The organism is Paenibacillus puerhi (assembly GCF_009846885.1).
Classification (GTDB): Bacteria; Bacillota; Bacilli; order Paenibacillales; family NBRC-103111; genus Paenibacillus_G; species Paenibacillus_G puerhi.
Genome location: NZ_WUWM01000015.1, coordinates 14,092 through 39,566 on the forward strand (window position 1 = coordinate 14,092; position 25,475 = coordinate 39,566).

The following is a 25,475-nucleotide window of genomic DNA, read 5'->3' on the forward strand; positions in this document are numbered from 1 at the left end:
GCTTACGGACTCCTTTCCTATCCCTCACTTGCGGCTTCTGGAAGCTCCCGCCTTCAGCATCCTCCAAGGCACTCTGATCAACAGGGAATCTTTTAATTTTGCTATCGACAAAGGGGCATACGGCGCCATATAAGGCGTCCCCAGCGAACGCAGGCTGCACAGATGCTGGACAAGGAATATGACCCCGAACAAGATGCCGAATAGTCCGAATACAGCGGATAATCCCATGAAAAAAAAACGTAAGAGGCGAATAGAAGTCGCCATGCTGTAGGAGGGAATGACAAAGTTGGTGATCGCCGTAATGGCGACCACGATGACCATGGCCGGCGAAACAAGTCCGGCCTGGATGGACGCTTGACCTAATACAAGCGCTCCTACAATGGACATGGTGGGCCCCACAATACGAGGCATCCGAACACTGGCTTCCCGCAGAATTTCGAATATGATTTCCATAATCAGCGCCTCGACGAAAGCAGGGAAAGGAATGCCTTCTCGTGAGGAAGCAAGACTGATCAGCAGCTCGGTCGGCAGCATCTCCTGATGAAAAGTGGTGATGGCGATATAGGCTGAAGGACCAATCAGGGCAATGAAGAAGCTCAACAGCCGCAAAAGACGAATCATAGAAGCGCTGTCCGCGCGCTGGCTATAGTCTTCGGCCGACTGATAGAAGTCTTGAAACAGACAGGGCACCAGCAGAACGAAAGGCGTCCCGTCGACGATAATGGCGATGCGCCCGGTTAGTATGCCCGAAGCGATATTATCCGGCCGTTCGGTATTATACACGGTCGGGAAGGGAGTAAATTGCTCGTCTTGAATGAATTCCTCGATAACGCCGCTTTCCAGAATCCCTTCGATTTGAATACGCTGGATCCGGGTACGCAGCTCTTGAAGAATCTGATCGTCGCACACGCCTTCCAAATACACGAGCGCCACGTCCGTTTGGGTAACTTGACCGACCGACATCATTTGAATCCGTAGCCGGGGTGATTTTATACGGCGGCGAATCAGAGCCGTATTGGTCAGCAGCGTCTCCGTGAAGCCGTCGCGAGGACCGCGGATGACGGATTCGGTGACAGGCTCCGCGATGGAGCGATCCTTCCAGCTCCGGGTGCCTACGATTAGGGCCACTTGGGCGGTATCCAGCAGCAGAACCGTATCGCCAGACAAGACGGCCTTGCAAGCTTCTTTCAGATCGGTGGTCTGGCGTAATTCGGAGACGGCCAGCAGCCGCTCGGTTACGAAGGTCAGCGTATCCGGGACTTGGGCGGGATCGGGAATGACCGTTGCCTCGGCAGATTCAAGCATCAGAGCATTAAGGATATACTGCTGGATGATCTGTTTATCTGCCAGACCATCCGAGTAGACCAAGCCGGCCCGTAAGGAAGGCCGGCTGCCGATCGAGAAGGAGCGGGTCAAGATATCGGGATTCTGCCCGAGCATAGTCTCCAGCAGCTTCAGGTCGGCTTGAGCATCGCCGGAAAGAGACGAGACGGGCTGGGCGGAGTTCGATCCTTTCCGCTGGGCGGAAGCGGGCTTAGGGATCATCATTTGAATTAAACGGTGTAGTAGGTTCATCCTCGGTTACCACTCTTTAGCATATAATCGTATGCCTAGCATTTCCGAATTCGCACGTTGGCATGCATCAGGAGAATAAACTCGGCAGGAGGTATAGTTCTTTACTTTATCCTTCTATTTCTATATGCTTAGGTGTATGATCCTCGGAGAGGAGGGGCTTACCCTGAGAACAGACAGCGTTGACGTGCTCTCGGTTATTTCTTCGAACATTTACGATTGCGCCACCCGGATCATGAATATGGTCGCCCGGATGATGGATGCTAATACATTCTGTATCGCCAGCAATGACAGGTTGACAACCACCGTTCTTTCTTCCTTTAACCGCGAACTCGTGATGCTTGAAGAGGGGCTGGTTGTCGATAACGAAGAATCTTACTGCCATCTGGTCATTCAAAAGTCGGAAGGTCCTCTAATTATTGCCGATAATCTGACCCATCCGCTTACCAAAGATATGGATGCTACGAAATTCGTCGGAGGCTGCTCTTTCTTGGGCGTCCCCATTGTGACCTTGAAAGGCGAAGTATTCGGCTCTTTATGTGCCTTTGACCATAAGTACTATGCGTATAGCGAGCAGGATGTAGAGCTTCTGGAGTCGTTGGCGGTTTTCTTTGCCAATGTCCTGGAGCTGGAAGATACGATGCGAAGCTTGAAGGCAGCACAGGAAGAGAATATGAGAATAGTAGAGGAAAAATCGAATTTATTGGCTGTCATGAGCCATGAGATCCGGACACCCATGAATGGCGTGATCGGGATGACGGACCTGCTGCAGACGACGGATTTGACCTCCGAGCAAAAAGACTATGTAGGTGTTATCAAAACGAGCGGACATTCGCTTCTTTCCATGGTAGACCGGATTCTGGAGTATGCTAAGGTGGAATCCGAGCAATTGGAGCTGAGCAGGTCTGCTTTCTCCATACGCTATGAGGTCAAGCAGGTCATAGACTTATTCGCCTTCGAAGCTGCCCGGAAGGGGATTCGGATCCATAGCGTGATTGCCCCTCACGTACCGGAGCTGCTCTTAGGAGATGCGGAGAAGATCCGACAGATTCTGATCAATCTGGTGAGCAATGCAGCCAAGTTCACGGAGCACGGTGAAGTGATTCTGCAAGTGAACAGGAATGCCGCGCACACAAAGTCGGCATTCACGGAGTTGTTTTTTTCCGTAAAGGATACCGGAATCGGCATTCCCGCCGACCGTAGGGAGCGGCTGTTCCGGACCTTCTCCCAAGTGTACGATCCTGCCCAGCGCAGGGAATATGGGGGCACAGGGCTGGGATTATCCATCTGCAAGATGCTGGTAGAACGTATGGAGGGGCGTATCTGGCTGGAGGAGTCCGTGGATTCGGGAGCATGCTTTTCCTTCATTCTTCCCTTGGAAGTGCCGAGCGACCAGGCCGAGCCTGCGAGCTTGCTCGGATAATCGCACGATTACTATCTAGAAAAGCCCGATTAGATCGCCTGCAGAAGCAGGAGTCTGATCGGGCTTTTGAGCGTTTACCGGGGATTATCCCGTCAGAGGGTCACGCCTTCCCTCTTAGCTTGCGAAAAAATTGAGTGAGCAGACCCGCGCAATCCTCCTGAAGAACGCCGGGAATGATCTCTACCCTGTGATTAAATCGCTCTTCCTGCAACAAATTCATCAGGGTACCCGCGCAGCCTGCCTTAGGATCGGTAGTCCCGAAGACGACAAGGGGAATGCGGGACTGGACGATTGCACCTGCACACATCGGACATGGCTCAAGCGTGACATAGAGCTGGCATTCAAGCAGACGCCAGGCGTCCAGGTGCTGACTGGCTTCCTTAATGGCAATCAGCTCGGCATGGCCAAGCGGATTCTTAGCCGTCTCGCGTATGTTATAACCCCGGCCGATGATCTCACCCTCACGTACGATAACCGCCCCGATCGGAACCTCATGGATCGCTTCGGCCTTCCTTGCTTCTTCCAAAGCGGCCCGCATAAATGTTTGGTGAAGCTCTAAAGAATCCACGAATGTCACCTCCTCATCAGTTAGTAAAAACGAACAAATATTCGTTACACACAAGCTGTGGATAAGTTTGTGGATAAGAACAAGGAAATCCTTATCCATTGTAGATAAAATGGGCATTTTCAGCAAGTTGTAGGAAAATGAATGGAGTTATCCACAGACCTTTGAATATGTGAATAAATTCTTAATGAAAATAAAATGAAGTTAACGTTGTCAGTTAACTGGGAACCTCCTATAATGAAAGTAATGAATTAGGCACATATACCCATATACTTGATGATGGATCATAGTCACGAAGTCTATCTCATTCGTTTTAAACTGGCAAACCTGCCGAAAGGCAGGGACGCAAAGCTTAGGGTCTAAGGTCCTCCCCGCGGAGAGGCTAAGACAGCCTGGCCGCCGAATGTACGTCTCGTATCGGTGAACAGGCTGTTATCTCGGCATTCGAGAAACGGCTTTTTTCATTTGTCGACGAACATGGAGAAGGAGAGGCGCGCAGTTATGCCTAACGCAGCAAAGGAAGTAAAGCGGATATCCTATGAATCCCCTCAAGAAATGTACCGGAGCACCAGCGGGATTCTACTGAACAGTCGGACGGTCGTCGAGAAACAGGAGTTTGTATCGACAGGCATTCTTACTTATGCCGAAGGCGATATTCTGGAAATCGAAATATCCGACTATAAAGCGTTCGATCTGGGGGATTCCGTGAAGATGACGGTGTATTCGCCGGGAGGAGTCTATACGTTCCAGTCGACCGTTGTCGCTAAGGATCATGGCGCTCTGATGGTGATCAACCCTCCGCAGAATCAAAAACGGTTTGCCGAGAAACGTGAAAATCCGCGGGTGGAAGTGGAGCAAAGCGGACAATTGCTCGCGATCGCATACGAGAGCGGAGGCGAAGAGGAGCTCCCAGCTACCGTACCGCTCGATATTCGGAATGTCAGCGTAAGCGGGGTCGGATTCATTCTTCAGTCTGACTTAAGTCTCGCTAAACATATGACGGCGGAAGTCAAGCTGGACCTTGGCTTCGAAATGGCATGCCGTCTAGAAATCATCAGATCGGAGCCGGGAGATGCAGGTACGTATTACGGTGCCCGCTACGTAGAGATGCCGTTCGAAAAAGCGAATACCCTTCGAGCCTTTGTACTGAAAAAACAGGTCGAGCAGCATTTTAGCTCCAAGCAATCGACGAAACTGAAACGGGTATTTAAGTAATCGGCTGCGAAGCCGTCTTTCGCTGATATAGAGAACAAAGACAGGTGACAAACCCTCCCTCACCTGAAGGAGGGTATTTATCATGCAAAGGATGACATGGAGCCTGGTTTTAGGATATAATATAATGTCAGGAATGAAATATCGTTTGAGTCTATTAAGGAGTTGTCCATACATGGGTCTTTCTTGTGGAATCGTCGGTTTGCCGAACGTCGGCAAGTCTACGCTGTTCAACGCTATTACGCAGGCTGGGGCGGAATCGGCCAATTATCCGTTTTGTACGATAGATCCGAATGTCGGCGTGGTGGAGGTGCCGGATGAGCGTCTCGCGCGCCTGGCGGAGATTGTTCAGCCGAAGAACATCGTTCCGACGGCTTTTGAGTTCGTCGATATAGCGGGACTCGTGAAGGGCGCAAGCCAAGGAGAGGGACTTGGAAACAAGTTTCTTGCCCACATCCGTGAAGTGGATGCGATCGTTCACGTCGTTCGCTGCTTCCAGGACGAGAATATTACCCACGTATCCGGTACCGTGGATCCGATCAGCGATATCGAGACGATCAATCTGGAGCTGATCTTGGCTGACGTGGATTCGGTAGACAAGCGCATTGACCGCTCGCGTAAAAATATGAAGGGCGGCGACAAGAAGTACGCGCAGGAAGTGGAGTGTCTGGAGCGTATCAAGGAAGCGTTATATAACGACAAGCCGGCGCGCAGCGTAGAGCTGAGCGAGGATGAGCGCCTGCTTATCCGCGATCTGCACCTGCTCACGATGAAGCCGGTTCTTTATGCGGCCAATGTCAGCGAAGCGGAAGTGGCGGACACGGAAGGAAACCCTTACGTGCAGAAGGTTCGCGAGTACGCCGCACTTGAAGGGGCGGAGGTTGTCCCGATCAGCGCGAAGGTGGAATCCGAAATCGCTGAGCTGGAAGGCGAAGACAAGCAGATGTTCCTCGATGAGCTGGGCTTGACGGAATCGGGTCTGAACCGGCTGATTCGCGGCGCTTATAAGCTGCTTGGTTTGTATACGTATTTTACAGCTGGTGTGCAGGAGGTTCGCGCTTGGACCATCCGCAAGGGGATGAAGGCTCCTCAGGCTGCCGGCGTTATTCATACGGACTTCGAACGGGGATTCATCCGGGCCGAGGTGGTCGGGTACGAGGATCTGACCGGCTCAGGCTCGATGAATGCGGCCAAGGAGAAGGGCTTGATGAGACTCGAGGGCAAGGAGTATGTCGTACAGGACGGCGACGTCATGCATTTCCGTTTCAACGTTTAGCCGGGCAAGCAGCCGCTTGTGCAGCGATGGGGTAGGGAAGACAAGGGCGGTCGCTTGATTCGAGATAAACGTGAGGAAACGAAAGGATGGATGACAAATGCTGGACCGTTTACAGGCATTGGCGGATCGTTACGATAAGCTGAGCGAGCTTCTGTGCGACCCGGATGTAGCGGGCGACTCCAAGAAGCTTAGGGAGTATTCCAAGGAACAGTCGGACCTGCAGGAAACCTACGATACGTTCATGGAATATAAGGGCGTCATGGAGCAATACGAAGCGGCGCGCGCCATGCAGAACGAGAAGCTGGATGACGAGATGAAGGACCTTGTGAAGATGGAGCTCGATGAGCTGTCGGAGCGCAAGGAAGCGCTCGAAGAGCGCATCAAGCTATTGATGATGCCGAAGGATCCGAATGATGACAAGAACGTCATCGTAGAGATTCGGGGGGCGGCCGGAGGCGACGAGGCAGCGCTGTTCGCGGCGGATCTTTACCGGATGTATACGAAGTTCGCGGATGCACAAGGCTGGCGTACCGAGGTGCTGGACGTGAATATGAACGATCTCGGGGGCTTTAAAGAGATTATTTTCATGATCAACGGCAAAGGCGCCTACAGCAAGCTGAAGTTCGAAAGCGGCGCACATCGCGTGCAGCGCATCCCGGCGACGGAGTCGGGAGGCCGTATTCACACGTCGACCTCGACGGTAGGGGTTATGCCGGAGATGGAAGAATTCGATATTGAGATCCATGACAACGATATCCGTGTCGATACGTTCTGCTCCAGCGGCGCAGGCGGTCAATCCGTCAATACGACGAAATCGGCTGTGCGGGTAACGCATGTGCCGACCGGTATCGTAGCGACGTGCCAGGACGGCAAGTCGCAGAACTCCAATAAAGAAAAAGCTTTGCAGGTTCTTCGTGCCCGGATCTTCGATAAGATGCAGCAGGAAGAAATGGAGAAGTACGGTGCGGAACGGAAGAGCAAGGTCGGGACTGGCGACCGTTCCGAACGGATTCGTACGTATAACTATCCCCAAAGCCGGGTAACGGATCACCGGATCGGATTGACGCTTCACCGGCTCGATGCCATCCTCAATGGCGACATGGATGAAATCATCTCGGCGCTGACGATTGCAACGCAGGCCGATCAGATGGAAAAGGGAGAATATGCCGGTGCTTGAGCGTGAGGAACGGCGCATGACAATCAGAGAAGCCTACGCGGAGGCTTCTTCTTTTTTGCAGCGGAGCGGTGTGCGCGAGCCCCAGGCCAATGCGGAGCGGCTGCTGGAGCATGTGCTGGGCGAATCGCGGAGCGGTATGCTGCTGCGCTGGGCCGAGCCTTTTCCTGCGGAACAGGAGGCCGAGTGGCATAGACTGCTCGCGCGCAAGGCCGGGGGGGAGCCGGTACAGTATATCATCGGCGAGCAGGAATTTTACGGCCTGCCGTTTCTGGTCGGACCCGCGGTGCTGATTCCGCGGCCGGAGACGGAGCTGCTCGTGGAGGAGGTCATTCGCCTCGGACGGTTGTTCTGGCCGGAAGGCGGTGTCAGGGCGATAGAGGCGGAAGCCTCTCCGGCAGGCGAGCCTTCAAGGAATGCCGCAGGCAGTCCTGTCGTGTGCGACGTCGGGACGGGCAGCGGCGCAATCGCCGTCACGCTGGCTTCGCAGTGCCCGTTGTGGCGGGTGCTGGCATCGGATCTTTCCGCCGAGGCGCTGGAGATGGCTCGGCGCAACGCAGAGCGTCTTGGAGCTGCAAGCCGTATCGACTGGGCACAAGGCGATTTGTTGCAGCCTTGGATCGAGTCGGGTGAGCTTATTGACATACTGGTTTCGAACCCTCCCTATATTCCGGAGGAGGACGAAGCGGGGCTTCAGGCGGAGGTTCGCCTGTTCGAACCGCGTACCGCTTTATACGGGGGAACGGACGGACTCGTTCTGTATCGAAGGATGGTAGCGCAGCTGGCCGAGCTCCCAGGGCTTCCCCGGATCGTCGCTTTCGAAGTGGGGATGGGGCAGGCGGATGCCGTCAGCGGCTTGCTTCGGCAAGCGGCAGAATGGGATGAGGTACGGGTGATCCGAGATCTGGGCGGCATCGATCGGCATGTGGTAGCCTCGCGCGCCTAAATCATTGGCGGCGGCCTTGCCAGACCACGTATAACTCTCTTATTTTCGGACACAATGAGAACTAGAGTCGCTAGAATGCAAGATTTGCCTGGCGGCGAACGTACTCAGGGTTCGAGGGGGCTGCGATCGATATGGTCAAACGTTTTGGTTGGAAAAGGTATGCATACTTAGGGTTCGCACTGTTGATGCTGCTTGTCTCCTGGGAATCCAGCCGAGCCAATGCGATGCTGTTTGCCGGCGAGGCGCGAGCGGACTCGGCAAGCGGGATTCCGGCAGAGTCGATCCGGCTGCGTATCTTGGCCAATTCCGATACGGCCGCCGATCAATGGATCAAGCGCGAGGTCCGAGATGCGATCATTGAGCAAATGAATGGCTGGGTCACCGCTCCGGATGGCATCGAGGCGGCCCGTGCCGTCGTTCGCCAGCATCTGCCCGAGCTGGAGGCGACTGTGGGCCAGACGCTTCGGGAGCATGGCTTCGACTATGCCTATACGGTGGAGCTGGGCATAGTCCCGTTCCCGACGAAGATGTACGGCAATCAAGTGTATCCGGCCGGGGATTACGAGGCGTTGCGGGTTTCGATCGGAGCTGCCGAAGGACAGAATTGGTGGTGCGTCCTGTTTCCTCCCCTTTGTTTCGTAGATTCGGAAATGGTTGTAAAAAAGAAGAATAAGGCCGAGGCCGCTTCGCCGGAGGAAGAAGAACGGACGGAGAAGGACGGGTCTTCCTCTTCCGATAAGAAGCAAGCAGAAGCCCCTGCCAAGAAGATGGCTGTAGCTAAGGACAACACTAAGACGGCAAAAGCGGAAGGCAGCGCCGTAAAAGCGGCTTCGGGAACCGAGAAGTCGGGTAAGAACAACGTGCAAGCCGATATCGTTAAAGCTGGTGGTGTAGCTTCAGCTGATGAACCGGGAGCCGCCAAGAAGGTCCAGGCCGAGAGCCCGGAGAAGCCGGAGGTCCGCTTCTTCCTCTGGGAGCTGATCACGCAGGTTGTCTCATGGTTTGCTTAGGAGGCTGGACATGGGAAGTGCATGGCGAGATCGGGCTGACCTTCCCAAGATAAAATAAGAATTGCCGAACATGATTAGGTCGGAAAACCAGAGGGTTATGCGGACCGGCTGTACCGGGACGGCCGCTCGCTCTGGCAGGAAAGGAAGAACCGCATGGGGGAAATGCATACGAATATATGGCGCGTGGATGCCGAGCATCCGATGCCGGAAGATCTTCAGGAAGCGGCGGAGGGCCTGCGACGCGGCGACACGATTGCCTTTCCGACCGAAACCGTCTACGGCCTCGGCGCCGATGCGCGAAACACCGAAGCGGTAGCCGCCGTGTTTACGGCTAAGGGCCGACCGTCCGATAATCCGCTTATCGTCCATATCGCCGACAGGTCTCAGTTGTCGGAGCTGACCGCTCCGCCGGAGGAGGCCGTTTCGCGTCTGATGGATGCTTTCTGGCCGGGGCCCCTGACCCTCGTACTGCCAGTGCGTCAAGGCGCTCTGTCCCCGCTCGTGACCGCAGGTTTGCCGACCGTCGGCATCCGGATACCGGACCATCCGGTCGCCCGGTCGCTGATCGCTGCGGCGGGCTGCCCGGTGGCTGCTCCGAGCGCGAACCGCTCCGGCCGCCCGAGCCCGACGGAGGCTGCCCATGTACTGGGCGATCTCGCAGGGCGGATCGCCGGCGTGGTCGACGGCGGCCCCGCCGGCGTCGGGCTGGAATCGACCGTGGTCGAGCTGCGCGGCGACACGCTGTACGTGCTGCGCCCCGGCGGCGTCACCGGGGCCGAGCTGCGCCGCGCGCTGCCTGCGGGCGTGCGGGTGCAGGATGCGGTGGAAGCGCCCACCGCCACAGAGACGCCGCGGGCGCCGGGCATGAAATATGCCCACTACGCCCCGCGGGGCAGCCTTACGATCGTGCTGGGCGCCGATCGGGCCGCTGTGCTCGCGTATATGCGCCGCGAGCTGGAGATGGCACGCGCCCGCGGCGAGCGGACGGGCGCGCTTCTCTTCGGCGCAGCCGGGGGCCGGCAGGCTGCGGAGGAGCAGGCAGCCGGCATGCTGGCCGCGGCTGCAGATCATATCGCGCGCTGCGGCAGCCAGGGCGACCTCAGCTCGGCGGCGCGCGAGCTTTACGGGGCGCTTCGCTCGTTCGACGAAGCGGAGGCCGCGTTCATCGTCGCAGAAGGCTGCGGCGAGGAGGGGATCGGCGCGGCGATCATGAATCGCCTGCGCAAGGCTGCGGCCGGGCGCGTCGTTACCTTGTAGCGCCTGTCAGACCCCGGCCTCGTCCTTCTCGCCTGCTCTCCTGCTCGGGAGTGCTTGCAGCTAGAGACATGTTTCTATCTTGTCCCGCATAGGTTGGTTAAGAGTGGGACAGGGAGGTAGAGAGGCATGGATGGAGCGGGGCCGATGATGTGGGGGCAGGTGATTTCGATCGGGCTGCTGGCCCTGGCTCTCGGATTGGATGCTATGTCGCTCGGTCTTGGCATGGGGATGAGAGGCATCCGCAAGCTCGATATTTTGAAGATCAGCTTGATCATCGCTTTGTTTCATGGCGCGATGCCGCTTGCGGGCATTTGGATCGGTGGATATATCAGCCTGCTGCTGGGGAAAGTAGCGACGATCTGTGGAGGAATATTGCTATTGCTGCTCGGCGGACATATGGTATATGCGACGCTACGGAAGACGGAAACCGGCGGATACGACCATCGTTCCTTATGGGGGATGCTGCTGTTCGCCTTCAGCGTCAGCGTCGATTCTTTCTCGGTAGGCGTATCGCTAGGCATGTTCGCAGGCGATGTGTGGCTGACGGTTCTGCTGTTTGGGGCGGCGGGAGGCCTCATGTCGGTAATCGGCTTGCTGCTAGGACGGCGTGTAGGCAGTTGGATCGGAGAATATGGAGAGGCGCTCGGCGGTGTCATTCTGGTTGCCTTTGGCCTTCATTTTTTGTTATAGAGCGGACAGCACACCATATTTGCTCCAGATTTGAGGTAAAATAGAAGCAGGATCGAATTTCTGTGTAATGAAAGCGGGGAGAGACGATGAAACGGATTTTGTTCGTGTGTACAGGCAATACTTGCCGCAGTCCCATGGCCGAAGGCATGATGCGCAGCATTGCAGACCGGATCGGTCTGACGGGTCTTGAGGTACGCTCGGCCGGTGTAGCGGCCTATCAAGGAACGCCGATATCGGATCATGCCGCCTCCGTGCTCCAGGATAAAGGCTGCCAGCCCTCTGCCGGCTCCAATCTGCTGTCGCAGCATCTGATCGAGTGGTCGGACCTTGTGCTGACCATGACTTCGAGCCATAAACGACATACGATTCAGCTGTATCCCGCTGCGGTGGACAAAGTATATACCCTCAAGGAATACGTCAATGCCGATCCGGAGGGAGAGCAGCGGCTTGCCGAAATGGAAAGTCTGCTCAGCGAGCTGCAGCTTAAGCAGGCGCTTGGAGAGCCGGTATCCGACGAGGAACGCCGCCGCTTGTCTACCTTGCAGCAGCAGCAGGCTTCCCCCGACATCGCCGATCCGTACGGCGGTTCGATCCGGCAGTACCAGAGCTGCGCGGAGGAGATTGAGCGCTGCCTGCTTCTGCTGGCGGACAAGCTGAAGCACGGGACGGAACATCTGGGATGACCGGCGCGCGGGTGCGGGTATAGCGGAAAACTGGGGCTTTACACGTATCATAGAATCGGATATGATGAGCTTAATGAACAAGACCCGATGTAACTGGCGACAAGTGGAACCAACCACAATGGAGCATCGGGACATACGGCCGGTCGCCTGGGCAAAGAGCAGCATTTCGCGGAGTCTTTCGCGTGTGTCATGCTCTTTTTTCGTTTTTTGCCGTCGCGGTTTTAGGTTATAATGAAATCGACAATAGCGAGGAGGCGAAAGAAATTATGAAAATAGCAATGGGTGCAGATCATGCGGGATATCGGCTGAAGGACGAGCTGAAGCCATTCATCGAATCGCTCGGTCATGAGGTTGTGGACTATGGCTGCAGCTGTACGGATTCCGTCGACTATCCGGATTATGCCCTGAAGGTCTGTGAAGAGGTTGTCTCCGGCGGGGCCGACAAAGGGATCCTCATCTGCGGAACGGGGATCGGGATGACGATCGCAGCGAACAAGGTTCCGGGCATTCGCTGTGCGCTCGTGCACGACTTGTTCTCGGCTAAAGCGACGCGTGAGCATAACGATTCGAATGTGCTGTCGCTGGGCGAGCGTGTCGTGGGACCGGGAGTTGCCCAGGAGATTGTGAAAATCTGGCTGGAAACCGAATTTTCGAATGGAGAGCGGCACCTTAACCGTGTTGGTAAAGTGAAGGCGCTTGAAGATAAATACGCGATTCATCCGTAACGGGCCGCAAGCGGCTAAGTGAAGGAGGAGAGCCTATGATGGATTCACCTTTGCCAAAGACGCCGGGCGGCGACTTGACGCTCGCGCAGGCGCAGGAAATCGGCGAACGGACGCGGACGGTACTGAGCGAGCTGGCCGCGGTCGGCAAGCTGGAGCCGGGGCAGCTGGTCGTCATCGGTACGAGCACAAGCGAGGTGCTGGGACGACATATCGGCACCTCCGGCAGCGCAGCCGTAGCGGAGCATATATTCGCTGCGGTGGAGCAGGTGCGCCGGGAGATAGGCTTTTATCCGGTGTACCAATGCTGTGAGCACTTGAATCGGGCTCTCGTGCTGGAGCGCGAAGCGATGCGGCTCTATGGCTTGGAGCAGGTTAGTGTCGTGCCGGTGCCTAAGGCCGGCGGTTCGATGGCTGCCTACGCCTACAAGCATCTGCCGGAAGCGGTGGTCGTGGAGACGGTGCAGGCGCATGCCGGCATCGATATAGGCGGCACGCTGATCGGCATGCATCTCAAGCGGGTAGCCGTGCCGTTCAAGCCTTCTATACGACAGATCGGCGAAGCCTACGTACAGGCTGCTATGACCCGGCCCAAGCTGATCGGCGGGGCCCGTGCCGTGTATGTGGCGGAGCAGCAGCAGCCCGAAGGCAGCTGCGATTAGTGACTACAACGATATAAATCTATATTACGGGAGGAATTGTATCATGGACTTTTTGCGCAAACAGGATCCGAAAATCGTGGAGGCGATGAACCTCGAGCTAGGCCGCCAACGTGATAACATTGAGCTGATCGCATCCGAGAACTTTGTCAGCCAGGCTGTACTGGAGGCGATGGGTACCGTCTTAACGAACAAATATGCGGAAGGCTATCCGGGCAGACGTTACTATGGCGGCTGCGAGCATGTCGATATCGTCGAGGATATCGCACGCGACCGGGCGAAGGAGCTGTTCGGAGCGGAGCATGCCAACGTGCAGCCCCACTCTGGCGCCCAAGCTAACATGGCCGTATATTTGGCCGCGCTCAAACCAGGCGATACCGTGCTTGGGATGAACCTGGCCCATGGCGGACACTTGTCCCACGGAAGCCCGGTCAACGCTTCCGGGATTCTTTACAACTTCGTCGCTTACGGCGTAACGGAAAACGAAGGCGTGATCGATTACGAAGATCTGCGCAAAGCGGCCTTCAAGCATAGACCGCGTCTGATCGTTGCCGGCGCCAGCGCTTATTCCCGTACGATCGACTTTGAAGCGATCGGAAAAATCGCTAACGATGTAGGCGCTTTGTTCATGGTTGACATGGCGCATATCGCGGGTCTCGTTGCCGCAGGCTTGCATCCGAATCCGGTGCCGCATGCGCATTTCGTTACGACCACGACGCATAAGACGCTTCGCGGTCCTCGCGGAGGGATGATTCTGTGCCGCAAGCCATGGGCAGCCGCCATCGACAAAGCCGTATTCCCAGGCACGCAAGGCGGCCCGCTGATGCATATCATCGCAGCCAAAGCCGTCGCCTTCGGCGAAGCTCTCCAGCCTGAGTTCAAAACCTATGCTCAGAACGTGGTGAAGAACGCCAAGGCGTTGTCTGAAGGGCTGATTGCGGAAGGCATCAATATCGTCTCCGGCGGAACGGATAACCACTTGATGCTGATCGATCTTCGCAGCCTCAATATCACGGGGAAAGATGCCGAGCATCTGCTGGATCAAGTCGGCGTAACGGTTAACAAAAATGCGATCCCTTACGATCCGGCCAAGCCGATGGTTACGAGCGGCATCCGTGTCGGTACGCCGGCGGCAACGGCTCGCGGCATGAACGAGGAAGCGATGAAAACGATCGCTCAGATTATTGCGTTAACACTTAAAAATCCGTCCGATGAAGCAGTACTGGAGAAAGTGCGCGGCATGGTTAAGGAACTGACGTCGCAGTACCCGCTGTATCCAGGCCTCGGTTATTAATTCATACGGCTAGATGAGGCACCGGCGTTCGCAATTTGCGATCGGCCGGTGCTTTTTCATCATGCGCGTGTCGCAGGAATGGTTTCACGTGAAGCAGAAGGAATCTAAGATATGTATATTTTTTGACCCGGCTGGGATAAGTCGATTCAGTTGTGGTATAATAGACAAGATTTGGCGTAAAACGCGCTTGTCGCGCAGTCACCCGGCTGCCGAGGCGCTTATACGGGACTTGCAGGTGCGGTCGCAGCACGGACGCAAGGCCTATTAATGTCTGCTTCCAGAGCCGGCACGCACGAATGGCTCCGTCATAATCGACTAGCCCGACAACGGGAGCCCGGGCGAGACAAGTCTATATTTACCGTTACAGGGGGAGCCAGGCATGGGAAAAGTGTTCGTTTGCGATCATCCGCTCATACAACACAAATTGACGTACATAAGAGATGAACATACAAATACAAAAGATTTTCGCGAGCTCGTAGACGAAGTAGCCACGCTCATGGCCTACGAAATTACACGCGATATTCCGCTGCAGAAGGTCGAGGTCCGGACGCCGGTCACAACGGCGGAATGCCGGGTCATCTCGGGCCGTATGCTTGGACTGATTCCTATTCTTCGGGCGGGGCTCGGAATGGTAGACGGCATTCTGAAGCTGGTGCCGGCAGCCAAGGTAGGCCATATCGGCCTGTATCGCGACCCGGAAACGCTCGAGCCTGTCGAATATTACGCCAAATTGCCGACTGACGTCCTGGAGCGGGAGCTGATCGTCATCGATCCGATGCTGGCAACGGGCGGCTCAGCCAATGCGGCGATTGCGGCGCTTAAGAGCCGCGGCTGCACGCAGATGAAGCTGATGTGCCTGATCGCCGCGCCGGAGGGCGTGCAAGCGGTTCAGGAAGCTCATCCGGACGTAGACATCTATGTGGCTGCGATCGATGATTACCTGGACGATCATGGCTACATCGTGCCTGGACTAGGAGATGCGGGAGACCGTTTATTCGGTACCAAATAATAAGAGGGCAGTGAAGGGAGGCTTCATTAATCAACATGAAGAAGACCAAAATCATGACGATTTTCGGGACAAGACCCGAGGCGATCAAAATGGCTCCTTTGGTGAAGGAGCTGGAGAAGCATCCGAACGAGATCCAGTCCCTGGTATGCGTGACTGCACAACATAGACAGATGCTCGACCAAGTGCTGGATATTTTTCAAATCAAACCGGATTACGATCTGGATGTCATGAAGGACCGCCAGACGTTAAACGAGATAACGATTCGTGTCCTGCAAGGCCTGGATCCGATCTTCCGGGAAGAGAAGCCGGATATGATTCTTGTTCACGGGGATACCTTGACGACCTTCCTGGCCAGCTACGCGGCTTTTATGCAGCAGATTCAGGTAGGGCATGTCGAGGCAGGCCTGCGCACCTGGAACAAGCTGTCGCCGTTCCCTGAAGAGATGAACCGTCAGTTGACGGGCGTGCTGGCGGATCTGCACTTTGCACCGACTCAGTGGTCGGCAGGGAATTTGCGCAAGGAAAGCAAGCCGGAGGAACGTATATTCGTAACGGGCAATACGGTAACGGATGTGTTCGATTATACCGTGCGCGAGGATTTCCAGCATCCGGTTCTGGATTGGGCGAAGGGCAAGCGTCTCGTGTTGATGACGGCTCATCGGCGCGAATCCCAGGGCGAGCCTCACCGTCAGGTGTTCCGCGCGGTTCGCAAGATCGCGGATGAGTTCGAGGATATCGCCATCGTCTACCCGGTCCATCTGAGCCCGGCCGTGAAGGAGCCCGCTTATGAACTGCTTGGCGGTCATGACCGGATCAAGCTGGTCGAGCCGTTCGATGTGTTTGAATTCCATAATTTTTACCCGCACGCTCATCTGATTCTGACGGATTCCGGCGGCTTGCAGGAGGAGGCGCCTTCATTCGGCGTTCCCGTGCTGGTGCTGCGCGAGACGACAGAACGCCCGGAAGGGATCGAAGCGGGGACGCTGGAGCTTGTCGGTACGGACGAGGACAAGGTTTATGAACGGGCCCGGGCGCTGCTCAGCGACAGCGCGTTGCACGAGCGAATGAGCCATTCTGCCAATCCGTACGGCGACGGCCAAGCGTCCCGCAGGATTGTCGAGGCCATACTTTACCACTTTGGACACCGTTCGGAAAGCCCTCCATCTTTCCAACCGTGACAATCTGATGACAAACGATACAGCATACAGTTGCACTGTTGGGTTTGAGAAGGCGAAAAGTCCTTATTCTGACTAGGTTTTTGTAATTTTTGTCACAGAAAAAATGCCAGCTTATACAATTGACAAAGAACACATGGCTTAGATAAAATATATGAGGATTGTAAGGGTGTCCTATGAAATTGGATCCGAATAATCAGCCGTGGCATGCCGCCGCTTTAGTCGGTGCATTAGGAATAGAAGTCGCGGTCTGTACGGTAGCAGGCTATCTGGTGGGTGGCTGGGCAGGCAACTATTTCGGCAATGAAAAGGCATGGTTGCTTGGAGGCTTGCTGACTGGTCTTTCGCTTGGGATCGTGACTGCCATCCTGGTCATCAAAAAAGTATTGGAGGACCAAGAGGGATAATATGCGAGACCAGATGAAGTCGGTCATTCGAGCCGCATGGTTGTTGGTTGCTGCATTATTGCTTGCTGGAGCGTTTGCCCCGGCTTATCGTACTTACTTCAACGGTCTTATGCTTGGTACATTGGTCAGCGTGGTCAATGGATGGATGCTTATGGTCAAGATCGAAGCGCTCACTGCAAGGATTCTGAACGAAGGACTTGCAGCCAAGCCGAATAAGCGTGTCAATATGGGGTTTATCTCCCGTATCAGCATGGCTATTCTTGGAGTTATGGTTGCCGTAAAGATGCCTCATTTCTTTCATGCGGCAAGTACGATCGCTGGAATATCCTTTGTGCCAGCGGCACTCTTCCTCACGGGCTTCTTGTCTAGAGGGAGAAAATGAAAGTTCATTTCGGGGAAAGGAGGAGATAGCAAGTGCATGATTTTGCGATACTTCAATTAGGTGGTTTGAAGATCGACATCTCAACCTTTTTGTCGATCATCGTCTCTTGTGTAATCGTGTTCATTATAGCTCGCTTGGCAGTCAGGAACCTATCGGTCACCAACCCGTCCAAGATGCAGAACTTTTTGGAATGGGTTATCGAATTCGTTCACAACACCATTGCAAGCACAATGCCGCTTCACAGAGCGAAACACTTTGTTACACTCGGTATGACCTTGATTCTGTTCATCTTCGTATCGAACCTGCTGGGCTTGCCTTTCGGGGTGGTTACCGAGCATGAAAAGCCGCTGTCCCTATTCGGACAAACGATCGTTTCGCAAGAAATGATTGATGCAGCGAGTGCTAAAGCAGGGGGCGAGAAGGAAGGGCATCATGGGGTTGTGCTCGGCTGGTGGAAGTCGCCTACCGCAGACGTTGGTGTTACTTTCGGGCTGGCTACCATCGTATTTGTGCTGATTCACGTTCTCGGTCTTACTATGAATCGAAAGCACTACTTGAAGCATTACTTTGAACCGTACTGGTTTTTCTTTCCGTTGAATGTGATCAAGGAGCTTTCCAAGCCGCTTACTCTCGGTTTGCGTCTCTATGCGAATATTTTTGCCGGAGAAGTCTTGATCGGAACTATTCTGATGGCTGGGGTGTTCGGAACTCCGCTGCTTGCCGCATGGCAAGGGTTTAGTATTTTCGTCGGTGCCATCCAGGCCTTCCTGTTCACGGTTCTGACGATGGTCTACATTTCCCAAGCGACCGTTCATCACGGCGATGACCACCATTAGCAAGTGTTTAACACATTAGCTTATATATCGAATAAAACGATAATATCGAGGAGGATTTACAAATGGAATTTTTGGCAGCAGCAATCGCAATTGGTTTGTCCGCATTCGGCGCAGGTATTGGTAACGGTATGATCGTAAGTAAGACGGTAGAAAGCATCGCTCGTCAACCAGAGCAAAAAGGTACGCTGCAAACAACTATGTTTATCGGGGTTGGTATCGTCGAGGTTGTGCCGATTATCGGCGTCGTTCTTGCGTTCCTGATCTTCTTCGGAGCTTAATCTCAAACGACAAGGTTTGGCGCGGCAGGTAATCCTACCTTCCACGCCTTCATTTTGCTTAGTAACAGCGAAAGGAGTGGCTTAGGTGAGTTTACATTGGGAAAACTTTGTGTTTGCGATCGTCGCTTTCACGATTCTATACTTGCTTTTGAACAAGTATGCCGTAGGTCCATTGATGGGCGTCATGGAGCAAAGAAGAAAGCTGGTCGCCGACCAAATCGAATCTTCCGAGAAAAACCGTCTTGAGGCGGAAAGATTGCTTGCAGAGCAGCAAAAAGCGCTGCAGGAAGTTCGCAGCGAAGCGAGCAACATCATCGAGCTGGCCAAGGCTTCCAGCAAGAAGCAAAGCGAAAGCATTATCGAACAAGCTAAAGAAGAAGCTACTCGTCTGAAGGATGGAGCTCTTCGCGATATTGAAGATGAGAAGAACAAAGCGATTTCGGCCCTTCGCAGCCAAGTCAGCGCTATGTCTGTGATGATCGCTTCGAAGATTATCGAGAAGCAAGTCGATGAACAATCGCAATCGCAGTTGGTTGAGCAATACCTCAAAGAGGTAGGAGGCAAACAATGAGCAAGGACACCGTTGTAGCCAAAAGGTACGCGAAGGCCTTGTTTGAAATTGCCAAGGAGCAGAACGCTGTGGAGAAGGTTGGGCAGGATCTGAGGTTTGTCTTAGGCTCCCTTCAAGAACACGGCGATTTCGATAATCTCCTGTTCCATCCCGGCTTGGATATCGAAGCCAAGAAATCACTGGTGGATGAAGTTTTCGGCAAGTCCGTGTCCGAGACGGTTCTGAATACGATCAAGCTGCTCTTCGACAAGGGCCGCGAGTCGCTTCTCCAACCACTGGTCAACTATTATATTGCGATCTCTGATGAGGCCACCGGGAAGGCCGAGGCTATCGTTTATACGCCGAATGCCCTCTCCGATTTGGAAATCAAACAAATTGAGGCAGCTTTCGGCGAAATCGCGCAGAAACAAATCCGTGTACAATCGGTTATCGATAAAAGCTTGCTCGGCGGCATTCAAATCCGCATCGGCGACCGTCTGTACGACGGAAGCTTATCCGGCAAGCTGAAGCGTTTGGAAAAAGCCTTGAATCAATCACAAGCACTGTAGATAGGGGTGAGACGTTTGAGTATCAAGCCTGAAGAAATCAGCACATTGATTAAACAGCAGATTGAAAATTATAAATCAGAAATTCAAGTGGTTGACGTAGGTACGGTCATTCAGGTTGGTGACGGTATCGCCCGTGCGCATGGTCTGGAGAACGTTATGGCCGGCGAACTTCTTGAGTTCCCGAACGGCGTACTCGGTCACGCCTTTAACTTGGACGAAAGCAACGTCGGTATCGTTATCCTCGGGCCATACACAGACATCCGTGAAGGCGACCAAGTAAAGCGTACCGGCCGCATCATGGAGGTTCCAGTAGGCGAGGAGCTTCTTGGCCGCGTTGTGAACGCGCTCGGTCAGCCTGTCGATGGCAGAGGACCGATCAATACGACCGCATTCCGTCCGATCGAATCGCCGGCACCAGGCGTTATGGCCCGTAAATCGGTTCATGAGCCTATGCAAACCGGTATTAAAGCGATCGACGCGATGATCCCTGTCGGCCGCGGTCAACGGGAATTGATCATCGGCGACCGTCAAACCGGTAAAACGGCAATTGCGATCGATACGATCATCAACCAAAAAGGTAACGGCGTAAAATGTATCTACGTCGCTATCGGTCAAAAACAATCGACGGTTGTTGGCGTTGTCGAGCAGCTGCGTAAAGCGGGCGCGCTTGACTACACGATCGTTGTAACGGCTTCGGCTTCCGAACCGTCCCCGATGCTTTGGCTGGCTCCGTATGCCGGCTGCGCGATGGGCGAGTACTTCATGTACAAGGGCGAGCATGTCCTGATCGTATATGATGACTTGTCCAAGCAAGCTGCCGCTTACCGTGAGATGTCCTTGCTGCTCCGCCGTCCTCCGGGCCGGGAAGCTTATCCGGGCGACGTTTTCTACCTGCACTCCCGTCTGTTGGAGCGCGCTGCGAAGCTGAGCGACGAGCTTGGTGGTGGTTCATTAACCGCTCTGCCATTCATTGAAACACAAGCGGGCGACGTTTCCGCATATATCCCAACGAACGTGATTTCGATCACGGACGGTCAGATCTTCCTTGAGTCCGACCTGTTCTACTCCGGTCAGCGTCCGGCGGTTAACGTCGGTATCTCCGTATCCCGGGTAGGGGGCTCGGCCCAGACGAAAGCGATGAAGAAGGTCGCCGGTACGCTCCGCGTAGACTTGGCCCAATACCGCGAGCTGGCGGCATTTGCCCAATTCGGCTCCGATCTGGATAAAGCGACGCAAACCCGCTTGAACCGCGGTGTGCGTACGCTCGAAATCTTGAAGCAAGGCGTGAATCAGCCGTTGTCCCTGGAGCGTCAAGTTGCTTCCTTGTATACGGTTGTAAAAGGTCACCTGGACGATCTTCCGGTTCAAGACGTGAGCCGCTTCGAAGAAGAATTCCTTGGATTCCTCGATGCGAGCCGTCCGGAAATCCTGAACAGCATCCGCGATACGAAGGACTTGACTGCGGATAACGAGAAGGCATTGACCGACGCAATTCAACAGTTCAAAAAGGGCTTTGCCCGTTCTGAATAAGGCAAGGTAAGCCGGGCTTCTTACACCAGAAGAAGCTCGGGTCGTTTCACTTTTAGCTTGGGGAACAGGCTTTTCCCTCCGTACGCGGACAGAGGCGACAACGCCATGCGGCCGGCCGGGCAGGCGGGAAGCCTCGAAAGAGAGGTGAGCAAGTATGGCAAAAGGGATGCGCGAGATTAAGCGTCAAATCAAGTCCACTCAGAACACGAAGCAAATTACGAAGGCGATGGAAATGGTTTCGGCAGCGAAGCTCCGCCGCTCTCAGTTAGCCGCCGAGGCTGCACGGCCTTATGCGGATAAGCTGAAGGAAGTGGTGGCCAGCATCGCAGCAGGCACCAAGGGTGTGAAGCATCCTATGCTGCAGAACCGCGAGGTGAAGAAGACCGGGTATCTGGTTATCACTTCGGATCGCGGTCTTGCAGGCGGCTACAACGCTAACGTACTGCGTAAAGTGGTCAACGAAATTAACGAGAAGCATAAATCGAAGGACGAGTATACGATTTTTGTTATCGGCCGCAAGGGACGGGATTTCTTCAGCAAACGGAATATGCCGATTTCCGAAGAAGTTACCGGTCTGCCTGATTCGGTCCAATTCTCTGATATTAAGTCGATCGCGGCCAAGGCTGTGCAGTATTTCGAGGAGGGTTTGTACGACCAGCTGTTCCTGGTCTACAACCAGTTCAAGAATGCGATTACTCAGATCCCGACAGTCAAGCGTCTTCTGCCACTGGAGGATGTGACCGGAAAGACTGCCGCGGCATATGAATACGAGCCGTCTCCGGAAGGCGTGCTGGAAGTTCTGCTTCCTAAGTATGCGGAGACCCTGATCTACAGCGCTGTGCTGGAAGGCAAAGCGAGTGAGTTCGGCGCGAGAATGACGGCGATGAACAGCGCGACCAAAAATGCGACGAAGATGATCAGCACCTACACGCTCGCCTACAACCGGGCGCGTCAAGCATCGATCACGCAGGAAATTTCCGAAATCGTCGCAGGTGCGAACGCAAGCAGTTAAGCAATGCTAGGGATGATAAGGTTTCGCTGATGCGAAACTTGAAGTTTAGGCTTACGATGTAGTTTCGCTGTGCGAAACTTGGAGGAGGGAAAACATGAGCAAGGGGCGCGTTGTGAATATCACAGGGCCGGTCGTCGACATTGAGTTCGAGCGTGGACACCTCCCTGAGATTCTTAATGCAATCAGAATTGAAAGTAAAGGTCAGCAAGGCCGCGCGGATATGAGCTTGACCGTTGAAGCAGCTGTTCACCTTGGCGACAACATGGTTCGCTGCGTAGCGATGTCTTCCACTGACGGCTTGGTCCGTGGCGTAGAAGCAGTGGATACAGGTGCTCCAATCTCCGTTCCCGTAGGACCGGCGACACTGGGCCGCGTGTTCAACGTACTGGGCGAGCCGATCGATGGCGTAGTGGAAGTGGATCGTACCAACACGAGCCCGATCCACAAATCCGCTCCTTCTTTCGAAAACTTGTCCACGAAATCGGAAATTCTGGAGACGGGGATTAAAGTTATCGACTTGATGGCGCCTTATGCCAAGGGCGGTAAGATCGGTCTCTTCGGCGGTGCGGGCGTAGGTAAAACCGTAACGATGCAAGAGCTGATCCATAACATCGCTCAAGAGCATGGCGGTATCTCCGTATTCGCAGGCGTGGGCGAGCGTACCCGTGAAGGTAACGACTTGTACCACGAGATGAAGGATTCCGGCGTTATCTCCAAAACGGCGATGGTTTTCGGACAAATGAACGAGCCGCCGGGCGCGCGTCTTCGCGTAGCTCTGTCGGGTCTGACGATGGCTGAATACTTCCGTGATGAGGAAGGCCGCGACGTTCTTCTCTTTATCGACAATATCTTCCGCTTTACCCAAGCGGGTTCCGAGGTTTCCGCTTTGCTCGGACGTATGCCGTCCGCGGTAGGTTACCAACCGACACTCGCGACCGAGATGGGTCAACTGCAAGAGCGGATTACATCCACGAAGAAAGGTTCCGTTACGTCCATCCAAGCGATCTATGTTCCAGCGGATGACTATACGGATCCGGCTCCAGCAACGGCGTTCGCTCACTTGGATGCCACAACGAACCTGGAGCGGAGCATTGCGGCAGCCGGTATCTTCCCGGCGGTTGACCCGCTGGCTTCTTCTTCCCGTATTCTGACGCCGGAAATTCTCGGCGAAGAGCACTATCAAGTTGCTCAAGGCGTAAAACAAATTTTGCAGCGCTACAAAGAGCTGCTCGATATTATCGCGATCCTCGGTATGGATGAGCTGTCCGATGAGGACAAACTGGTCGTACACCGTGCGCGCCGTCTGCGTCTGTTCTTGTCCCAGCCGCTTCACGTTGCTGAGGCGTTCAATGGTATTCCTGGACTGTACGTACCGGTTAAGGAAACGGTTCGCAGCTTCAAAGAGATTCTGGAAGGCAAGCATGACAACCTTCCGGAGCCGGCGTTCCACAACGTGGGAACGATTGAAGATGCCATCGAGAAAGCAAAAACGCTGTAATCGGGCTTGACCGTTACACCCTTGCCTACCCCCGTTACCGGGGGCGGGCATCATTAGGTACACAGGAGGGGAATCCAAGTGAGCACATTCCTGCTGGAAATCGTAACCCCGGAGCGCAAGGTGTATGCCGAACAGGCGAGCATGATCGTCGCCAGGGGCGTTGAAGGGGAGCTTGGAATTCTGCCGAATCACATTCCGCTTGTGACTCCGCTTAAAATCGCACCGATTACTGTGAAAAATCAAGGCAGCAAAGATATCAATATCGCGGTGAACGGCGGTTTTATGGAAGTGCGCAAGGATAAGGTGGTTATATTGGCGGAAAGCGCCGAGCTGCCGGAGCAAATTGACGTTGATCGTGCGAAGGCTTCTAAAGACCGCGCCGAACAACGGCTTAAAAACGCCAAGCAGGACAAAATCGATTTTCATCGCGCCGAAATGGCTTTGCAGCGCGCCTTGAATCGGCTTGACGTTTCCGGTAGAAGATAGATCGTTATCTAGGAGAACGGGGGAGTCTTTCCCTCGTTTTTTGCGTTTCATGCCACGGAATTCATAGAAAAAAGAGTGCGCCTGTTCGCGCACCCTTGACCTATCAGTTCTTGACTACAAGCCAAGCTTCTTGCCTTTCTCCAAACGTTGAATCTGTTGTTCCCCGTCATCCGCCAGTTCTCTAAATTGGTTAATCGTTTCACGCATCCGAGGGAGCGCCTCCTGCTTATACGTGCTAATGGAATCGAGGGCCGAAAGCACGTCTGTAAATGCTTGTTTTAACGTGTCTACGGAAATACTCGTTTCGAGGGATTGCTTTTGAATCGCGGCGCCTTGGTTTTTGAGCATTTTGGACGTGCTGCTTATCAGATTATCCGTAGTTTGGTTGAGCAGCTCAATCTTCTTGAGGACGATGCTTTGATTATAGAGCGCACTAGCCACCGTAACCGAGATTTTTAGCGCAGAAACCGTAACATTCCTTGCCCGGTCTACTCCTCGGATCAGCTCTTTGTTATTTCGTATAACGACCTCGATGGCCATGATTCCTTGCTGATTGACCACTAACATTTGTTGCAGATCCATCACACGCTGGCGCAGCGGAAACAACACTTCTTCCGTAATGAACCGGATCTTTTCCTCGGGCTCTTGGCGTAATTTGGCTGCTTCCAGACGCGACTCAATCTCTTCATCCATCAGCACGCCAAGCTGGATCTCCTTCTGTAGCTTTTTAGTTAGCTCCCTCAGCGCGTGTTGTTCAAACTCCAGCGTGGTGTTGTCATTCTTCAGGATGGACTTGCCCTTGTCCAGCGACATGATGATATCCGCAATAACAGCATCCGCCTTTTGGTACTTGGCAAAGTAACTGCGCAAGGGGTTAAAGAACTTGCCTAGAATACCGCTTTTGGCAAAGTCCACGACACTCGGGTCCAGATCCTTCAGCTGGAGATGCAATTCAGTCAAGCCCTTAGCCACCTGGCCGCCTTCATCGCCGGTCTTGGATAAATTCCCTACGGAAACTTGCAAGAGAGAGTTTTTCTCCGCGGAGGATGTCATCGTGCTCATGCCGAAGCGATCCATGGACTGCAGGATCTCTTTGCGTTTTTCTAACGAATCGATATCTAACTCCAATATAGTCGAGACATTGGTCAGGGCTAGCTCCTTGAGCTGAGCAACCTCCTCGGGTACTGGCTTAACCTGCTCCTCGATCGCCGTTTTAAGCTGCTCGGGGCTTACGATTTCCATTGTAAAAGACATGGTAAC

27 protein-coding genes and 2 riboswitches are annotated in these 25,475 nt (G+C 54.3%); of the genes, 24 read left to right on the top strand and 3 right to left on the bottom strand.

Annotated elements, in window-relative coordinates:
- Positions 1–24: 24 nt before the first annotated feature.
- Entirely contained in the window at positions 25–1,575 is a 1,551-nt protein-coding gene (locus GSF01_RS14800; protein WP_159885311.1) for a spore germination protein, read from the bottom strand.
- Positions 1,576–1,711: 136 nt separating this feature from the next.
- On the opposite strand from GSF01_RS14800, the gene GSF01_RS14805 reads away from it, so the two are divergent.
- A complete protein-coding gene (locus GSF01_RS14805; RefSeq protein WP_159885313.1) occupies positions 1,712–2,995 on the top strand; it encodes a GAF domain-containing sensor histidine kinase in 1,284 nt (427 codons plus the stop codon).
- A gap of 100 nt (positions 2,996–3,095) precedes the next feature.
- On the opposite strand, the gene tadA is transcribed toward GSF01_RS14805, so the two are convergent.
- A complete protein-coding gene (gene tadA, locus GSF01_RS14810) occupies positions 3,096–3,563 on the bottom strand; it encodes a tRNA adenosine(34) deaminase TadA (RefSeq protein ID WP_268893713.1) in 468 nt (155 codons plus the stop codon).
- A 307-nt stretch (positions 3,564–3,870) separates the two neighbouring features.
- Positions 3,871–3,964: riboswitch (cyclic di-GMP riboswitch) on the top strand.
- Positions 3,965–4,061: 97 nt separating this feature from the next.
- Here tadA and GSF01_RS14815 point away from each other — a divergent pair.
- The 23 genes from GSF01_RS14815 (at position 4,062) to GSF01_RS14925 (ending at position 24,215) form a co-directional block, all read left to right on the top strand.
- Entirely contained in the window at positions 4,062–4,775 is a 714-nt protein-coding gene (locus GSF01_RS14815) for a PilZ domain-containing protein (RefSeq protein WP_201305400.1), read from the top strand.
- A gap of 172 nt (positions 4,776–4,947) precedes the next feature.
- Positions 4,948–6,048, top strand: a complete 1,101-nt coding sequence (gene ychF, locus GSF01_RS14820; RefSeq protein WP_159885317.1) for a redox-regulated ATPase YchF — start codon at positions 4,948–4,950, stop codon at positions 6,046–6,048.
- A 97-nt stretch (positions 6,049–6,145) separates the two neighbouring features.
- Complete coding sequence (prfA, locus tag GSF01_RS14825; protein ID WP_159885319.1) at positions 6,146–7,225, top strand: peptide chain release factor 1; 1,080 nt, start codon at positions 6,146–6,148, stop codon at positions 7,223–7,225.
- A gap of 16 nt (positions 7,226–7,241) precedes the next feature.
- Entirely contained in the window at positions 7,242–8,168 is a 927-nt protein-coding gene (gene prmC, locus GSF01_RS14830) for a peptide chain release factor N(5)-glutamine methyltransferase (protein WP_407945770.1), read from the top strand.
- 131 nt (positions 8,169–8,299) lie between these two features.
- Positions 8,300–9,178, top strand: a complete 879-nt coding sequence (spoIIR, locus tag GSF01_RS14835; protein ID WP_159885323.1) for a stage II sporulation protein R — start codon at positions 8,300–8,302, stop codon at positions 9,176–9,178.
- A 153-nt stretch (positions 9,179–9,331) separates the two neighbouring features.
- On the top strand, positions 9,332–10,435 hold the full coding sequence (locus GSF01_RS14840; RefSeq protein WP_407945771.1) for an L-threonylcarbamoyladenylate synthase: 1,104 nt from the start codon (positions 9,332–9,334) through the stop codon (positions 10,433–10,435).
- 126 nt (positions 10,436–10,561) lie between these two features.
- Positions 10,562–11,125: a manganese efflux pump MntP gene (locus GSF01_RS14845; RefSeq protein WP_159885325.1), complete on the top strand. Its 564-nt coding sequence runs from the start codon at positions 10,562–10,564 to the stop codon at positions 11,123–11,125.
- Positions 11,126–11,211: 86 nt separating this feature from the next.
- Positions 11,212–11,808 (top strand): arsenate reductase/protein-tyrosine-phosphatase family protein, encoded by a 597-nt coding sequence (locus GSF01_RS14850; protein ID WP_159885327.1) that lies wholly within the window; start codon positions 11,212–11,214, stop codon positions 11,806–11,808.
- Positions 11,809–11,887: 79 nt separating this feature from the next.
- A riboswitch (ZMP/ZTP riboswitch) is annotated at positions 11,888–11,968 on the top strand.
- 106 nt (positions 11,969–12,074) lie between these two features.
- Positions 12,075–12,533: a ribose 5-phosphate isomerase B gene (gene rpiB, locus GSF01_RS14855; protein ID WP_159885329.1), complete on the top strand. Its 459-nt coding sequence runs from the start codon at positions 12,075–12,077 to the stop codon at positions 12,531–12,533.
- A gap of 35 nt (positions 12,534–12,568) precedes the next feature.
- A complete protein-coding gene (locus tag GSF01_RS14860) occupies positions 12,569–13,192 on the top strand; it encodes a TIGR01440 family protein (protein WP_235941520.1) in 624 nt (207 codons plus the stop codon).
- Positions 13,193–13,235: 43 nt separating this feature from the next.
- The gene (glyA, locus tag GSF01_RS14865; protein WP_159885331.1) at positions 13,236–14,483 is read left to right on the top strand and encodes a serine hydroxymethyltransferase; all 1,248 of its coding nucleotides are present in this window, start codon (positions 13,236–13,238) and stop codon (positions 14,481–14,483) included.
- A gap of 379 nt (positions 14,484–14,862) precedes the next feature.
- On the top strand, positions 14,863–15,492 hold the full coding sequence (gene upp / locus GSF01_RS14870) for a uracil phosphoribosyltransferase (protein WP_159885333.1): 630 nt from the start codon (positions 14,863–14,865) through the stop codon (positions 15,490–15,492).
- A gap of 35 nt (positions 15,493–15,527) precedes the next feature.
- Positions 15,528–16,670: a non-hydrolyzing UDP-N-acetylglucosamine 2-epimerase gene (gene wecB / locus GSF01_RS14875; protein ID WP_159885335.1), complete on the top strand. Its 1,143-nt coding sequence runs from the start codon at positions 15,528–15,530 to the stop codon at positions 16,668–16,670.
- A 173-nt stretch (positions 16,671–16,843) separates the two neighbouring features.
- Positions 16,844–17,074 (top strand): AtpZ/AtpI family protein, encoded by a 231-nt coding sequence (locus GSF01_RS14880; RefSeq protein ID WP_159885337.1) that lies wholly within the window; start codon positions 16,844–16,846, stop codon positions 17,072–17,074.
- Between the two features lies 1 nt (position 17,075).
- Complete coding sequence (locus GSF01_RS14885; protein WP_159885339.1) at positions 17,076–17,456, top strand: ATP synthase subunit I; 381 nt, start codon at positions 17,076–17,078, stop codon at positions 17,454–17,456.
- Between the two features lie 32 nt (positions 17,457–17,488).
- The gene (atpB, locus tag GSF01_RS14890; protein WP_159885341.1) at positions 17,489–18,292 is read left to right on the top strand and encodes a F0F1 ATP synthase subunit A; all 804 of its coding nucleotides are present in this window, start codon (positions 17,489–17,491) and stop codon (positions 18,290–18,292) included.
- A gap of 62 nt (positions 18,293–18,354) precedes the next feature.
- Positions 18,355–18,570, top strand: a complete 216-nt coding sequence (gene atpE, locus GSF01_RS14895) for a F0F1 ATP synthase subunit C (RefSeq protein WP_159885343.1) — start codon at positions 18,355–18,357, stop codon at positions 18,568–18,570.
- Between the two features lie 85 nt (positions 18,571–18,655).
- Entirely contained in the window at positions 18,656–19,141 is a 486-nt protein-coding gene (atpF, locus tag GSF01_RS14900; protein ID WP_159885345.1) for a F0F1 ATP synthase subunit B, read from the top strand.
- Positions 19,138–19,689: a F0F1 ATP synthase subunit delta gene (locus GSF01_RS14905; RefSeq protein ID WP_159885347.1), complete on the top strand. Its 552-nt coding sequence runs from the start codon at positions 19,138–19,140 to the stop codon at positions 19,687–19,689. Before atpF ends, GSF01_RS14905 begins: the two co-directional genes overlap by 4 nt.
- 15 nt (positions 19,690–19,704) lie before the next feature.
- Positions 19,705–21,219, top strand: coding sequence for a F0F1 ATP synthase subunit alpha (gene atpA / locus GSF01_RS14910; RefSeq protein WP_159885349.1), 1,515 nt, complete (start codon positions 19,705–19,707; stop codon positions 21,217–21,219).
- A gap of 154 nt (positions 21,220–21,373) precedes the next feature.
- Positions 21,374–22,231: an ATP synthase F1 subunit gamma gene (atpG, locus tag GSF01_RS14915; RefSeq protein ID WP_159885351.1), complete on the top strand. Its 858-nt coding sequence runs from the start codon at positions 21,374–21,376 to the stop codon at positions 22,229–22,231.
- 94 nt (positions 22,232–22,325) lie between these two features.
- Entirely contained in the window at positions 22,326–23,729 is a 1,404-nt protein-coding gene (atpD, locus tag GSF01_RS14920; protein WP_159885353.1) for a F0F1 ATP synthase subunit beta, read from the top strand.
- Positions 23,730–23,807: 78 nt separating this feature from the next.
- Positions 23,808–24,215, top strand: a complete 408-nt coding sequence (locus tag GSF01_RS14925) for a F0F1 ATP synthase subunit epsilon (protein ID WP_159885355.1) — start codon at positions 23,808–23,810, stop codon at positions 24,213–24,215.
- A 114-nt stretch (positions 24,216–24,329) separates the two neighbouring features.
- On the opposite strand, the gene GSF01_RS14930 is transcribed toward GSF01_RS14925, so the two are convergent.
- Positions 24,330–25,469: a toxic anion resistance protein gene (locus GSF01_RS14930; RefSeq protein ID WP_159885357.1), complete on the bottom strand. Its 1,140-nt coding sequence runs from the start codon at positions 25,467–25,469 to the stop codon at positions 24,330–24,332.
- Between the last annotated feature and the right edge of the window lie 6 nt (positions 25,470–25,475).

Excerpts from the sequence above, each read along its gene's own strand:
- GSF01_RS14800 (WP_159885311.1), bottom strand. The coding sequence starts at position 1,575 with ATGAACCTACTACACCGTTTAATTCAAATGATGATCCCTAAGCCCGCT.
- GSF01_RS14805 (WP_159885313.1), top strand. The coding sequence starts at position 1,712 with ATGATCCTCGGAGAGGAGGGGCTTACCCTGAGAACAGACAGCGTTGAC.
- GSF01_RS14815 (WP_201305400.1), top strand. The coding sequence starts at position 4,062 with ATGCCTAACGCAGCAAAGGAAGTAAAGCGGATATCCTATGAATCCCCT.
- ychF (WP_159885317.1), top strand. The coding sequence starts at position 4,948 with ATGGGTCTTTCTTGTGGAATCGTCGGTTTGCCGAACGTCGGCAAGTCT.
- prfA (WP_159885319.1), top strand. The coding sequence starts at position 6,146 with ATGCTGGACCGTTTACAGGCATTGGCGGATCGTTACGATAAGCTGAGC.
- prmC (WP_407945770.1), top strand. The coding sequence starts at position 7,242 with ATGACAATCAGAGAAGCCTACGCGGAGGCTTCTTCTTTTTTGCAGCGG.
- spoIIR (WP_159885323.1), top strand. The coding sequence starts at position 8,300 with ATGGTCAAACGTTTTGGTTGGAAAAGGTATGCATACTTAGGGTTCGCA.
- GSF01_RS14840 (WP_407945771.1), top strand. The coding sequence starts at position 9,332 with ATGGGGGAAATGCATACGAATATATGGCGCGTGGATGCCGAGCATCCG.
- GSF01_RS14845 (WP_159885325.1), top strand. The coding sequence starts at position 10,562 with ATGGATGGAGCGGGGCCGATGATGTGGGGGCAGGTGATTTCGATCGGG.
- GSF01_RS14850 (WP_159885327.1), top strand. The coding sequence starts at position 11,212 with ATGAAACGGATTTTGTTCGTGTGTACAGGCAATACTTGCCGCAGTCCC.
- rpiB (WP_159885329.1), top strand. The coding sequence starts at position 12,075 with ATGAAAATAGCAATGGGTGCAGATCATGCGGGATATCGGCTGAAGGAC.
- GSF01_RS14860 (WP_235941520.1), top strand. The coding sequence starts at position 12,569 with ATGATGGATTCACCTTTGCCAAAGACGCCGGGCGGCGACTTGACGCTC.
- glyA (WP_159885331.1), top strand. The coding sequence starts at position 13,236 with ATGGACTTTTTGCGCAAACAGGATCCGAAAATCGTGGAGGCGATGAAC.
- upp (WP_159885333.1), top strand. The coding sequence starts at position 14,863 with ATGGGAAAAGTGTTCGTTTGCGATCATCCGCTCATACAACACAAATTG.
- wecB (WP_159885335.1), top strand. The coding sequence starts at position 15,528 with ATGAAGAAGACCAAAATCATGACGATTTTCGGGACAAGACCCGAGGCG.
- GSF01_RS14880 (WP_159885337.1), top strand. The coding sequence starts at position 16,844 with ATGAAATTGGATCCGAATAATCAGCCGTGGCATGCCGCCGCTTTAGTC.
- GSF01_RS14885 (WP_159885339.1), top strand. The coding sequence starts at position 17,076 with ATGCGAGACCAGATGAAGTCGGTCATTCGAGCCGCATGGTTGTTGGTT.
- atpE (WP_159885343.1), top strand. The coding sequence starts at position 18,355 with ATGGAATTTTTGGCAGCAGCAATCGCAATTGGTTTGTCCGCATTCGGC.
- GSF01_RS14905 (WP_159885347.1), top strand. The coding sequence starts at position 19,138 with ATGAGCAAGGACACCGTTGTAGCCAAAAGGTACGCGAAGGCCTTGTTT.
- atpG (WP_159885351.1), top strand. The coding sequence starts at position 21,374 with ATGGCAAAAGGGATGCGCGAGATTAAGCGTCAAATCAAGTCCACTCAG.
- atpD (WP_159885353.1), top strand. The coding sequence starts at position 22,326 with ATGAGCAAGGGGCGCGTTGTGAATATCACAGGGCCGGTCGTCGACATT.
- GSF01_RS14930 (WP_159885357.1), bottom strand. The coding sequence starts at position 25,469 with ATGTCTTTTACAATGGAAATCGTAAGCCCCGAGCAGCTTAAAACGGCG.